The organism is Pseudotabrizicola sp. L79, from assembly GCF_036553525.1.
Taxonomy (GTDB): Bacteria; Pseudomonadota; Alphaproteobacteria; order Rhodobacterales; family Rhodobacteraceae; genus Pseudotabrizicola.
In genome coordinates this window covers 154,665-166,842 of the sequence record NZ_JAZHDA010000057.1, presented here as the reverse complement: position 1 = coordinate 166,842, position 12,178 = coordinate 154,665, and the positions used below count along the sequence as shown (strand labels likewise).

At 64.3% G+C, this 12,178-nt stretch carries 13 protein-coding genes; 8 read left to right on the top strand and 5 right to left on the bottom strand.

The genetic code is table 11. The annotated features are described in order from the left end of the window. Positions 1–46: 46 nt before the first annotated feature. From V3C85_RS19055 to V3C85_RS19035, 5 genes are all read left to right on the top strand, one after another. Positions 47–1,042 carry a hypothetical protein gene (locus V3C85_RS19055; protein ID WP_331797150.1) on the top strand — a complete coding sequence of 332 codons (996 nt, stop codon included), beginning with the start codon at positions 47–49 and terminating at the stop codon, positions 1,040–1,042. Between the two features lie 3 nt (positions 1,043–1,045). After that, positions 1,046–1,720, top strand: coding sequence for a hypothetical protein (locus V3C85_RS19050; RefSeq protein WP_331797148.1), 675 nt, complete (start codon positions 1,046–1,048; stop codon positions 1,718–1,720). A gap of 144 nt (positions 1,721–1,864) precedes the next feature. Further along, positions 1,865–2,518 carry a protein-L-isoaspartate O-methyltransferase family protein gene (locus V3C85_RS19045; RefSeq protein ID WP_331797146.1) on the top strand — a complete coding sequence of 218 codons (654 nt, stop codon included), beginning with the start codon at positions 1,865–1,867 and terminating at the stop codon, positions 2,516–2,518. A 92-nt stretch (positions 2,519–2,610) separates the two neighbouring features. After that, positions 2,611–3,975, top strand: a complete 1,365-nt coding sequence (locus V3C85_RS19040) for a TolC family outer membrane protein (protein ID WP_331797145.1) — start codon at positions 2,611–2,613, stop codon at positions 3,973–3,975. Positions 3,976–4,124: 149 nt separating this feature from the next. Beyond that, a complete protein-coding gene (locus V3C85_RS19035; RefSeq protein ID WP_331797143.1) occupies positions 4,125–4,970 on the top strand; it encodes a hypothetical protein in 846 nt (281 codons plus the stop codon). 83 nt (positions 4,971–5,053) lie between these two features. Here V3C85_RS19035 and V3C85_RS19030 read toward each other — a convergent pair whose 3' ends face one another. The 3 genes from V3C85_RS19030 to V3C85_RS19020 form a co-directional block, all read right to left on the bottom strand. Continuing rightward, complete coding sequence (locus V3C85_RS19030) at positions 5,054–5,380, bottom strand: DUF6280 family protein (protein WP_331797142.1); 327 nt, start codon at positions 5,378–5,380, stop codon at positions 5,054–5,056. Positions 5,381–5,605: 225 nt separating this feature from the next. After that, the gene (ygfZ, locus tag V3C85_RS19025) at positions 5,606–6,391 is read right to left on the bottom strand and encodes a CAF17-like 4Fe-4S cluster assembly/insertion protein YgfZ (RefSeq protein ID WP_331797141.1); all 786 of its coding nucleotides are present in this window, start codon (positions 6,389–6,391) and stop codon (positions 5,606–5,608) included. Beyond that, complete coding sequence (locus tag V3C85_RS19020) at positions 6,388–8,052, bottom strand: ABC transporter ATP-binding protein (protein WP_445942046.1); 1,665 nt, start codon at positions 8,050–8,052, stop codon at positions 6,388–6,390. The genes ygfZ and V3C85_RS19020 overlap by 4 nt, the downstream gene beginning before the upstream one ends. Positions 8,053–8,319: 267 nt before the next feature. On the opposite strand from V3C85_RS19020, the gene V3C85_RS19015 reads away from it, so the two are divergent. Beyond that, positions 8,320–9,552 (top strand): pyridoxal-phosphate-dependent aminotransferase family protein, encoded by a 1,233-nt coding sequence (locus V3C85_RS19015; RefSeq protein ID WP_331797137.1) that lies wholly within the window; start codon positions 8,320–8,322, stop codon positions 9,550–9,552. On the opposite strand, the gene V3C85_RS19010 is transcribed toward V3C85_RS19015, so the two are convergent. Further along, on the bottom strand, positions 9,549–10,205 hold the full coding sequence (locus V3C85_RS19010; RefSeq protein ID WP_331797135.1) for an exopolysaccharide biosynthesis protein: 657 nt from the start codon (positions 10,203–10,205) through the stop codon (positions 9,549–9,551). The two genes, V3C85_RS19015 and V3C85_RS19010, sit on opposite strands and share 4 nt — an antisense overlap. 117 nt (positions 10,206–10,322) lie before the next feature. Continuing rightward, the gene (gene copM / locus V3C85_RS19005; RefSeq protein WP_331797133.1) at positions 10,323–10,700 is read right to left on the bottom strand and encodes a CopM family metallochaperone; all 378 of its coding nucleotides are present in this window, start codon (positions 10,698–10,700) and stop codon (positions 10,323–10,325) included. 217 nt (positions 10,701–10,917) lie between these two features. Here copM and V3C85_RS19000 point away from each other — a divergent pair, with 217 nt between their 5' ends. Both V3C85_RS19000 and V3C85_RS18995 read left to right on the top strand, forming a co-directional pair. Next, the gene (locus V3C85_RS19000; protein ID WP_331797131.1) at positions 10,918–11,706 is read left to right on the top strand and encodes a gamma-glutamyl-gamma-aminobutyrate hydrolase family protein; all 789 of its coding nucleotides are present in this window, start codon (positions 10,918–10,920) and stop codon (positions 11,704–11,706) included. Positions 11,707–11,768: 62 nt separating this feature from the next. Continuing rightward, entirely contained in the window at positions 11,769–12,137 is a 369-nt protein-coding gene (locus V3C85_RS18995; protein ID WP_331797129.1) for a c-type cytochrome, read from the top strand. Positions 12,138–12,178: the final 41 nt, after the last annotated feature.

The following is a 12,178-nucleotide window of genomic DNA, read 5'->3' as shown; positions in this document are numbered from 1 at the left end:
CTCGTTGCGGGAACTCTGGTGGCCATAGGTCAACTGGGGTGTGCAGATGTGGGATTTCTCGATTGGTCAATCACTGGGCTTGCTGCGGCGCACCGCGCCCTTTGTTCTGTTCCGGGCTGTCGTCTATTTCGGCATCGCCCTTGCGCTGATCCTGGCCACGGGCACCGGGGCAGGGGTGGGCTATGGCGTCGGTGGCTTTGGGGATGCTGACTTCCAGGCGCAATCCACCGCATGGGGCGCGATCGGTGGATTTGGCCTGACGGCTGGGATCGTGTTCTTTTTCCGCGACTGGCTGCTGTATATTGTCAAGGCCGGGCATATTGCGGTGATGGTCGAATTGATGCAGGGCCGCGACATCCCCGCAGGCCGGGCGCAGATCGCCCATGCCCGGCAGGTCGTCGCGGCCCGCTTTGGCACCGCCAACGCCCTGTTCGGTCTGGATCGGCTGGTGCATGGTGTCGTGCTGGCGGTGACGGGGCTGATGCAAGGGCTGTTGTCGATCCTTCCCGTTCCGGGCCTTGACCGGCTGATGGCGCTGGTGCGGGCCTATCTGCGGCTGGCCGTCGGGCTGGTGGATGAGGTGATCCTGGCCCATCTTATCGCGCGCAAGGTGCAGAACCCCTGGCAGGGGGCGCAACAGGCGCTGGTGCTTTATGGCCAGAATGCCCGGCCCATGCTGGTCAATGCCGCGTGGCTGACCGCCATCGTCTGGGGCCTGTCGCTGGCTGTGTTTCTGGTCATGCTGGCCCCTGCCGCCGCTTTGGCCTGGGCCATGCCGGGCCAGATGTCGGCAGGCGGGGTGGTCTTTGCCATCGTGCTGGCCTGGGCAATCAAGGCTGCGGTGATCGAACCCTTTGCCGTCGCCTGCATGATGCAGGTGTTTTTCAAGCTCACCCAAGGCCAGGTGCCCAACCCCGCGTGGGAAGAAAAGCTGTCACGTGCATCTGGCAAGTTCCAAGAGCTGGGGAAACGTGCCATGACATGGGCCAGCGGCCCGGCGAAATCGGGGCCTGCGCGAACGGATCAGATTCTGGGGGCATAGACGATGCGGGTTCTGGCGGCGGCGGTGTTTGCCTTTGCTATGGTGGCACGGATGGCAGGGGCACAAGAGGTGCAGGTCACCTTCTCGCTGCCCCCTGAACACAGTGCCCTTGGCGTCTCATGGGCCGCCACGCCGATGAACCTGCCCGCCGATGCCGATGTGCTGCAAGCCATGGTGATGGAGCCGGAAACCAGACCCGGCCCCTGGACCGTGACGCTGGAACCCGGCCCCTATATCGTTTCGGCCTTTTCCGAAGCCGATCTGTTTGAGTTGGAGGTGACCATCACCGCCGAAACGCAGCAGGCCTATGAAGTGCCCGCCCTGTCGTTTTCCGCCGTCATTCCCTATCGGTGTGCCGATCAGGATCTGTGCGCCTTTCAAGACCCTGCGACCGGCCTTGCCTTCAGCCTGCCACGGGGCTGGGCCGCCGAAGAACCCTATCGGTTCGACGAAGGTGACGGCACTGTGGCCACGTCTGTTTCGGCTGTCTTCTTTCAAGACACAGATGGCGACGGCGCTGATGTCTGGTTTCTGAACCCCCCCGAATGGGAGGTGGATGAAAACGGCCCCTGCCGCGATGTGCCGCTGGGCGCGCTGTGCACCTTTGATCTGACCGCCGGGGCCGAAGCGGCCTTTGCCGTGCTGTCGCCATCGTTGCAGATCAGCGCCGCGCCCTAGGGGCATGCCCGGCATTTGGGCAGCCTGTGGCCCCCGCGTCGAAAAAGCGCAAGCCGCAGGCGGGGTGGCCTCTTTGTCCCGTTGCCCCGGCCTGCTGAATGTGGCAAGACGAAAGAGACCGGAACTAGACTGAAGAGTTCAGACATGACCGACTTCGCCACCCGCCGCGTGATGATGGTTGACACCCAGGTGCGCCCCTCTGATGTGACCAAGTTCCCCATCATCGAGGCCATGCTGTCTGTCCCGCGTGAGGTTTATGTGCCCCGCAGCCTGCGTGAGGCTGCCTATATGGGCGAAAACATCGTACTGGGCGGCGGTCGCGTCGTGCTAGAGGCGCGCACCTTGGCCAAAACGCTGGATGCGCTGGATATTCAGCCCAGCGAGACAGTGCTGGATCTGGGCTGCGCGCTTGGCTATTCCACCGCCGTGATCGCTCGTCTGGCCGAAGCAGTGGTGGCGGTCGAGGAAGACGAAGCCATGGCCTCTGAGGCGCAAAGCCTGCTGTCTGCGGAATCCGTTGATAACGCCGCTGTCGTCGTCGGCCCCCTGGTGGCGGGCGCGGCAAAGCACGGCCCCTATGATGTGATCATTCTGCAAGGCGCGGTTGAAACCGTGCCGCAGGCTTTGCTGGATCAGTTGAAAGACGGTGGCCGGATCGGTGCGCTGTTCATGGAAGGCCAGTTGGGCGCGGTTCGGATCGGCCACAAGCGCGATGGCCGCGTGGACTGGCGCTTTGCCTTTAACGCGTCGGCCCCGGTCTTGCCGGGCTTTGCGGCGGAACGGGCCTTTGCGCTGTAACCAGATGCGCCGGGCCTAAGGCCCGGCGGCACGTCAAGGGCTGGCATCCCGCACAATCGGATGGGCTGCCAGCGAAACAAGGAAGACATTGAATGCGCACTATTCTTGGCATGACCATGGCTGCGGCGATTGTGATCTCGGCCCCGATGGCACAGGCAGAAACGCTGACCGATGCATTCATTGCGGCCTATCGCAATTCCAACCTGTTGGACAAACAGGCCGCCGTCCTGCGTGCCGCGGATGAAGATGTGGCCCAAGCGGTGGCCACCTTGCGCCCGGTGGTCGAATACACCCTGACCTCGGGCTGGGGGCGGGCCCAATCCACCAACAACGGGCCGTTCTTTGACGCCTGGGCCAGCACCTTTGAACTGTCGGCCAGCATGATGGTCTATGATTTCGGGCGCCGGAACCTGAACATCACCTTGCTTAAGGAAACCGTCCTTGCCACGCGTGAGGCGCTGCGCTCGGTCGAGCAGCAGGTGCTGTATGATGCCGTGTCGTCTTATGTCGATGTGCAGGTCAAAGGCCAGATCGTCAGCCTGCGCCAGTCGAACGTGCGTCTGGTGACGCAGGAATTGCGCGCAGCCCAAGACCGGTTTGAAGTGGGCGAAGTCACCCGCACCGATGTCTCGATTGCCGAGGCCCGCTTGGCGGCTGCCCGTGCAGCGCTTGCCGTGGCCGAAGGCGATCTGATGATCGCCCGCGAAGCCTATCGCGCCGCCACCGGGGCCTATCCTGGCAGCCTGAAAAGCCTGCCGCGCGCCCCCGGATTGCCCAAGTCGATGGAGGCCGCGCAATCGGTGGCGCTGAAAACCCATCCGTCGATCTTGCAGGCGCAGCGCGGTGTGACCATTCGTGAACTGGCCATTGATGCCGCAAAGGCCAATTTCATGCCCACCTTGTCGGGCAGTGTGTCGGCCAGCAAGAACAGCGATGGCACGAATGAGCAAAGCTTTGGCCTAAGCCTGAATCAGGAACTGTATTCGGGTGGTGCCAAGGCCTCGGGCCTGCGGCAGGCGATTGCCAACCGCGATGGCGCGCGGGCTGATTTGCAACAAGCCGTTGTGTCGATCTCTGAGGCGGTGGGCAGCGCCTGGGCGGGCCTTGCCATGGCCAATGCGCAGGTGCAGGCCGGGGATCGCCAGATCGCCGCGGCCCAGACCGCCTTTGACGGTGTGCGCGAAGAGGCCAGCCTTGGCGCCCGCACCACAATCGACGTGCTGAATGCCGAGCAGGAATTGCTGGATGCCCGCGTCACCCGGATCGAGGCCGAGGCGCAGCGCTATCTGGGTGTCTATGCTGTCTTGCAGACCATGGGTTTGCTGACGGTGGAACATCTTGGCCTTGGCATCCCCACCTATGACCCGGCCCAATATTACAACGCCGTCAAGAATGCCCCCGTCCATTCGGCCCAAGGCAAGGCTTTGGATCGCATCATGGGCAAGATCGGCAACTGACACGCCCCCCGTGGGACTGTGACAGCTTCGTTAACGCAAATGCGCCAATTCCTTGTGAATTGGCGCTTTGTTCATTAGACTGGATGTAACCAGACCGGCGAAGCGGGCTTTCCATCGCAACGACCGGCGCAAACCATGGGCAGGATGTGATGTCTGAACCGATGAGCACGCATGAGATCGAGGATGTTCTCTCCTCTATCCGCCGTTTGGTGTCCGAAGATTTGCGGCCCTCTCCCCATCCTGCACCCAAGCCCGACACAACCGCGACAACTGCGCCTGCGCCAGATTCGCCTGAACCAAGCCCGCAAGCGGCCCCAGCAAGCAAACTGCTGCTGACCCCGGCCCTGCGCGTGGTGGATGACGCTGCCGAGGCCGCCGCGGCCCCGGCAGACGCGATCACTGACGACAGCCAGGCCGCCTTGGCTGACCGGTCGCCTGATCCGGCCGATATGGTCTCGCGTCTGGGGGCGGCGGTCGGTGATGATGACGAAGATTGGGAATCGCCCGTGGGCGACCCCCCCGCTTGGGATGATGCCGCCCGCGACCACGACGCCGGCCCCCATGCGCGCCTGCATTTCCGCGCGACCGGGGAAGATCTTGACGGCCCGCCCTCCACCTTCCTTGATACGGCCCCACCCGGCTTTGCAGATGAGGCCGGGGCAGCACCAGAGCCGGAGTATGATCTGGACGAGGCGGAAGAGGTGGCCGAACCTGTCGCCGCCCCCCGCCGCACTGTGGCGCCCCCCAGCGATGATTGGGCCGATGCTGCCGAGGCAGAGGTGCGCGCATCGCTGGAGCGTGAGATCCCCGAAGAAGCGGCAAGCATGTTTTCCGAAGCAGAGGCCAGCTTTGACGAAGAGGTGCTGCGCGATCTGGTGCGCGACATCATCCGCGAAGAGCTGGCCGGCAGTCTGGGCGAGCGGATCACCCGCAATGTGCGCAAGCTGGTGCGGGCAGAAATCGCGCGGGCCATGGCCGTGCGCGACTTTGAATAGGGCGCCCACCACGCCAAACACCCAGCCCTGAAAAGAAAACGCGCCCCAAGGGGCGCGTCAGGCATTGGTCGGTGCCGATCAGATCAGGCGGCTTCGCCCATCTCGGCTTCCAGCGCATTGCGACGCTCGGATTCTTCGCGCGACAGCGCCACCGAGGTGCGGATGCCCTTGGAGACAAATTCCATCAGGCCTTTGACAACGCGCTCATTCGGGTCGATCCCGGCGCAGGACAGCACTTCGCGCCCATCGCGCGACCGTGCCCAGCGGGCAATCTGCTCGGGGCCGTTGCCATATTTCTTGTCGTCGGCGATGGCATCGTCGAGCGCAGCCAGAACCACGGCGGCAAAAAGCTTGCGTGCGCGCTGGCCCTGTTCAAAATTGAAAGCGGTGCTGTCAACGAAACCCGTCATGTGGCAGTCCTTGATTTTGTGCTCTTGTGTTTTCTAGTGTTGGCGGAACCTATACGTTTCGAACCGATTCGGCATTGCCCCTTTTGCATAGTCGCCATGCGTCTGGTGCATGGCTTGGCGCGGCGTGCCACAGGATCTAGTTAGGTTTCGACGCTAACGTAAACGAAATATGGGGGCGATGGGTAAAATTTCAACCGATTGGTCAGGAATTGCCGCGACGTAACGTCACTGTGCCTCGGGCAGGGCCCACAGCCGCGCATCCCCCGCCGTCAGGGGGGCTGCCAGCCGGTCAAACCGCAGGTGCGCCAGTGCCAAGCCGTTGCTTTGGGTGAATAAAACGCCCGCATCCTTGCCATCGGCGGCAATCACCGTGCCCGGCGGGGCGCTGCCCGCGATGCCAAGGGTGATCAGGCCCTTGCGCAACTCGGTCTTGTGCTTCATCCGCGCCGTCACCTCTTGGCCAACATAGCAGCCCTTGCGGAAATCCACGCCATGCAGCCGCTCGAACCCCGCTTCCAGCAGATAGGTGTCATTCGGCACCAGTTCGATGCCGGATTCGGGAATGGCATGGGCCACGCGGATGGCATCCCAGTCAATCAAGGGTGGCCCACCCGCCACATCCGGGGCCAGACCATAGCCGCGCCAGCCCAAGGCCGGGTGGCGGGGGTCGTCAAAGCCCTGCGCAGGGCAGGGGCCAAGGCCGCGCGTCACGGGCAGGTCACAGGGGGTGATCTGCACATCGGCGCGCAACCGATACAGGCCAAGCCGCTTCAGCGTATCTGCCGCCAAGGGGGCGGCAATGTCGATCAGCAGATCGTCGCTGTCGGCGCGGCGGATCACGAAGAAATCGGCCAGATACTTGCCCTGCGGTGTCAACAGTGCGGCCCACCGAATTCCGGGTGCCTTGGCCAGCGGCAACACATCATTGCTGACCAGACCTTGCAAAAAGGTGAACCGGTCTGCCCCGGTCACCCGCCAGACCACGCGGTCGGTCGCGGTTTCGCCCGTCATGCCTCAGCCTCCTGATCCTGAAATTGCAGCGCATACAGCCGGGCATACAGCCCGCCCTTGGCCAGCAAGGTCTCATTCGTTCCGGTTTCCACCACGCGGCCAGCATCCATGACCACGATCTGGTCGGCATTGCGGATCGTGGCCAGCCGATGCGCAATGACCAAAGTGGTGCGCCCCCGGCCAGCGGTTTCCAGGGCCAGCGTCAGCGCCTGTTCCGAGGCCGCGTCAAGCGCGCTGGTGGCCTCATCCAGCAGCAGCACAGGCGCGTCCCGCAGCAACGCGCGGGCGATGGCGATGCGCTGGCGTTGCCCACCCGACAGGGTGGCCCCGCGCGGCCCCACGGGCGTGTCCAGCCCCTGCGGCAGGGCCTGCACGAAATCGCGCGCCTGCGCCGTGGCCAGCGCGGCCCAGATCTGCTCATCGCTCAAGCCTGCGCGCCCCACGGTCAGGTTGTCGCGCAGCGGTTCATCAAACAGGGCAGAATCCTGCGTGACCGTGGCGAACAGATCGCGCTGATCGGCCAGCGCCATCTGGGTCGAGGCGATGCCGCCAATCGTCACCTCTCCGGCACCGGGGTCAGACAGGCCGGTCAGCAAGTGAAACACAGTGGATTTCCCCGCCCCCGAAGGCCCGACCAGCGCCGTCACCTTGCCGGCCTGGGCGGTAAAGCTCAAGCCGTTCAGCACCCGCGCCTCGCCATAGCCAAAGTCAACGGCATGAAAGGCCAGGTCCGGCGGCAGATCCTTGGGCAGGGCCGGGCTTGTGCTGGGCCGGTTTTGCGCCGGGTGCAGGGCGTGCAGCGCCACAATCCGGTGCAGGCTGGCCGAGGCCACCTGCCACAGCCCCGCCAACTCCCCCAACCGCCGGATCGGCTGAAAGGTCAGCACCATGGCGGTAAAGAACGACATGAATTCACCAGTGGTGCGCGTGCCTTCGGCCACTTCACGCCCGCCCAGGATCAGCACCGCCAGAAACCCAAGGCCGGTCACCAGATCAACCAGCGACGGCAGCACCGCGCGCCCTGCGGCGGCCCGCGTTTCGGCGCGGACAATCCGGCGCAGAATGGCGCTGAACCGATCTTCCTGATGCGCCTCCATCCGGTTCAGCTTGACCGCCTGGATGCCGTGGAAAATCTCGTCCAGCCGCGTGGCCCTGTCGCCCGCCTGCTGCCGCGCCAGTCGCGCCTTGCGCACCAGATAGGTGCGCAGCACCGCCGCAGGCACGATCAGCAAAGGTGTGCCCATCACGGCCGCCAGCGTCCAGATCGGATCAATCGAGATCGCCACAGCCATCAGGCCGATCAGCGAAATCACATCCCGCCCCAGCCCGGCCACCAGCGTGATCCAGATGCCCTGCACCGCCAGCGTATCGCCCTGCACCCGCTCGATCAGTTGCCCGGGCGAGGTGGATTGAAAGAACTTCAGATCCAGCGTCAGCAAATGGCGCAACAGGTCGGTCTGCATGGCGGCGGCGATGGTCTGGCTGATATGCGCCATCAGCGATTTTGACACCAAAGAGGTCACACCGCGCAGGGCAAACAGGCCCAGAATAAGCATCCCCACGGGCCACAGCGCCGCCGTACCGCCAGCGGCAAAAACCTTGTCGAACAACGGCTCCAGCATATACGACAGCGCGCCAAGGGTAGATCCCTCGATCACCATGACCCCAAAGGTCAGCCCCAAAAGCCCCAGTTTGCCGCGCAGATAGCGGTGCCAGAACCACAGCGCCAGCGACCCCTGCGGTGGGATGGCATCCTGTTCTTCAAGGGAATTGTGCGTCGTCAAGGAAAGCCCTTTGCCGTTGCTCTGCGGCGAAATCGCCCGCGCCACGATCTAGCGCAAAAGTCAGCCCAATCGCAAGGCAAGGCGGATTGACGCGGGCCAAAGCCGGGCCTAGCCATAGCGCATCAGATGCAATCCGAGGCCCCCATGTCCCAGCCCACTCCGCCCAAGGCCGATCTGTCACGCGGCCGCCCCTATCTGGCCATTCCGGGGCCGTCGGTGATGCCCGACCGGGTGCTGAACGCCATGCATCGGGCCGCGCCCAATATCTATGCGGGTGATCTGACCCAGATGGTGGCCGAGATGTGGCCCGATCTGCGGGCCGTGGCTGGCACCACCCAGCATGTCGCGGCCTATATCGCCAATGGCCATGGCGCGTGGGAGGCCGCGAATGCCAATCTGTTCAGCCGGGGCGATCAGGCGCTGGTGCTGTCCACCGGCCGGTTTGGCATCGGCTGGGCCGAAAGCGCGCGCGCCATGGGGGTGCAGGTCGAGATCATGGATTTCGGCACATCCTCGCCCGTTGACATGACCCGCGTCGAAGACCGCCTGCGCGCCGATCCCACGGGCAAGATCAAGGCCATTCTGGTGACCCATGTCGATACCTCCAGTTCCGTCAAGACCGATATCCCGGCCCTGCGCGCGGCCATGGATGCGGCCAACCACCCCGCACTTCTTTGCGTCGATTGCATCGCCTCGCTGGGCTGTGATGAATATCGGATGGATGATTGGGGCATCGACCTGACGGTGGCGGCCAGCCAAAAGGGCCTGATGACACCGCCGGGCATGGGCTTTGTCTGGTTTTCCGAAAAGGCCCGCCAGCGCAGTCTGGGGTCTGATCTGCGCAGCCCCTATTGGAATTGGGGGCCAAGGGCCGAGCCTGCCGAGTTCTGGCAATATTGGGCGGGCACCGCGCCCACGCATCACCTTTTTGGCCTGCGTGAGGCGCTGACCATGATCCTGCACGAAGAAGGGCTGGACAACATCTGGGCGCGCCACCGGGTGCTGGCCCGCGCGGTCTGGGCGGCCTTTGACGCCTGGGGCGCGGGCAACCCCCGCATTGCGCTGAACGTGGCCGATCCGGCCTATCGGTCCTGCGCGGTGACTGCGGCCCGTCTGGGCGCGCCCGATGCCACCCGCCTGCGCGAATGGACCGAGCATAAGGCCGGCGTTACCCTGGGCATCGGTCTGGGCATGGCGCTGCCTTCCGATCCGGCGTGGCACGGGTTTTTGCGGGTGGCGCATATGGGCCATGTGAATGCTCATATGACCTTGGGCGTATTGGCCACCATGCAGGCTGGCCTTCAGGCCCTGAACATCGCCCACGGCCCCGGCGCGCTGGAGGCGGCAGCAACCGCGATCGCGCAAGGGGCGGCCTAAAACGTGTTCATCAACACGAACAGCGCCGATTTCACCAGCGCATAGCCCAGGGCCGAAACATAGGTCAGCGCCGCCAACCCGGCGATGGCCCCCACCAGAACAGACAAGCCATCCCGTTCCAGAATACCCAGGCCAATGATGCAGATCGCCACCGCCGGGGCCATGTTGGCAAAGGGAATGGGCAGCGCCAAGGCCACCGCCAAAACCAGCACAAAGCCCCCCAGCACCCGTTGCGCCGGGGCCGAGGCCAGCGGCTGCAACCGCACCCGCAGCAACCGCTCGGCCCGGTGCAGCCAGGGCGTGGCGCGTGTGACCATCGCCTGAAACGTGCCGCGCGGCAGAGATCTTTTGGCGATGAACCGGGGCAGCCACGGGCTTTGGCCCAGCATCATCTGGCTGGCCAGAAACAGCAGCGGCAACCCCAGCACCCCCGCCAGACCGGGCGGCGACGGCAGGATGTTGGGAAAGGCAAAGACCAGCAGCAGCGCGCCAAAGGCCCGCGCCTTCATCACCACCAGCAAGTCCTCGAGGCTGATGCGCTCGCGGCTTTGGTCTTCGGCGATCTGGCGCAACAATTCAGACAACCGCAGCGGGGCACCAGACGGGCTGGGCAGATCGGCAGCGGGGGGCGTCAGCTCAGGCGGGGCGCTCATGGTCGGGCATCCGGGGCGGTGGCATCCGGGGCGGAACGCTCCGGCTTTGCCCTGTCACACCGCCCCAGATAAGGGCCCCCCGCCCGCGTTCAAGGGGAGCGCGCCCGCGCGTCCTTGTTACTGGCCGTTCTTGGCCAGCCAATCCTGCATCCAGGCGATTTCGGCCTCTTGTGCGGCGACAATGCCTTCGGCCAGTTTGCGCACTTCGGGGTCGGTGCCATGCTCCAGCACGATCTGGGCCATGGCCACGGCCCCCTGATGATGCGGGATCATGCCCTTGATGAAATCGACATCGGCATTGCCGGTATAGTCGATCGCCATATCCGCATGCATGGCGGCATTGGCCTCCATAAAGGCGATGGTGGCGGGGCTTTCGGTGCCAGCCATGGTGTGGCCTGCATGGCCCGAATGGTCGGCCATCTGCGCCAGGGCGGGCAGGGCCACGGCAGGCAGGGCCAGTGCGCCAAGAAGGGCAAGGATCAGGGCAGGTTTCATGTCATCCTCCAGGGTGTTGCACCAAATCCATCAAACCTTCCCCCAACAGGAGGGCAAATCACGCCTGCTTGATCGCAGCATCCCCCGTTCTGGCCCGAACCGCCCGGAAAAGAGGCACCTTTTCCCGCTGCGGGGCCAGTGTGCGCGGCTGCAGACTATACCTTGGGGCCAATTCGTCCTAGATTCCCCCCATGGATCACAAGACGCGCCCCTTCTCATGACTGCTTTTCGCAAACGCCCGGTTGTCGGCATCATCGGCAACATGAACCTTCTGAACGAAAGCTACCCGGTGCATGCCGGGGGCACCATGAATTCCGAGGCGGTGGCCGAGGTGGCCGACTGCATGCCGATCATCATTCCCTCTGATCCGCGCTATGTCTCGGTGCCCGAATTGCTTGACCTGTGCGATGGCTTTTTGCTGACAGGCGGGCGGCCCAATGTGCATCCGCAAGAGTATGGAGAGGATGAAACCCCCGCCCATGGCGATTTCGACCGGTGCCGCGATGCCATTGCCTTGCCGCTTGTGCGCGCCTGTGTTGACCGTGGGCAGCCGTTCTTTGGCATCTGCCGTGGCTTTCAGGAAGTGAACGTGGCGATGGGGGGCACGCTTTACCCCGAAATCCGCGATCTGCCGGGCCGGATGAACCACCGCATGCCGCCCGATGGCACGATCGAGGAGAAATTCGCCCTGCGCCACAAGGTCAGCTTTACCCCCGGCGGGGTGTTCGCGCGGCTGATGGGGGCTGATGAGGTGATGACAAACACCTTGCACGGCCAAGGCATCAAGACGCCGGGCGCGCGGGTGGTGATTGACGGCCATGCCCCCGATGGCACGCCCGAGGCGATTTTCATTAAGGATGCTCCGGGCTTTACCCTGTCGGTGCAATGGCACCCCGAATACCGCGCGGCCCTTGACCCTGTCAGCCGCCCGCTGTTTCAGGCCTTTGGCCGCGCCGTTGCCGATTTTGCCAGCCGCCGCGACGCGGGCCTGCGCCGCAGCGCCTGAACCGGCTTGACCTTCCCGCGGGGCAAGGCTGTTCAAACGCAGGGCAACACGGGAGAGCGTTCATGAAACATGCCATAGTCTGTGCATGGGCCCTTGCCAGCCCCGCGCTGGCCGAGCCGATGGTCGATGTCACCCTGCCCAGGCTGACGGGGGATGCGATCATCGGGGCCAAGGTTTTTGCCGCACGATGCGCCACCTGCCACGGCGAGGCAGGGGCAGGTCACAGCGCCAAGGGGCCACCGCTGATTCACAAGATCTATGAACCGTCGCACCATGGCGATGTCGCCTTTCTGCTGGCTGCCGAAGCCGGGGTGCGGGCCCATCACTGGGATTTCGGCAATATGCCTGCGGTCAACGGGATCACGCGCGGCGAGGTGGCGATGGTCGTCGATTACATCCGGCAGGTGCAGCGCGCCAACGGCATTGATTAAACGCGGGCATCCGGCCCCACCGATCGTCCCACAGAAAAAGG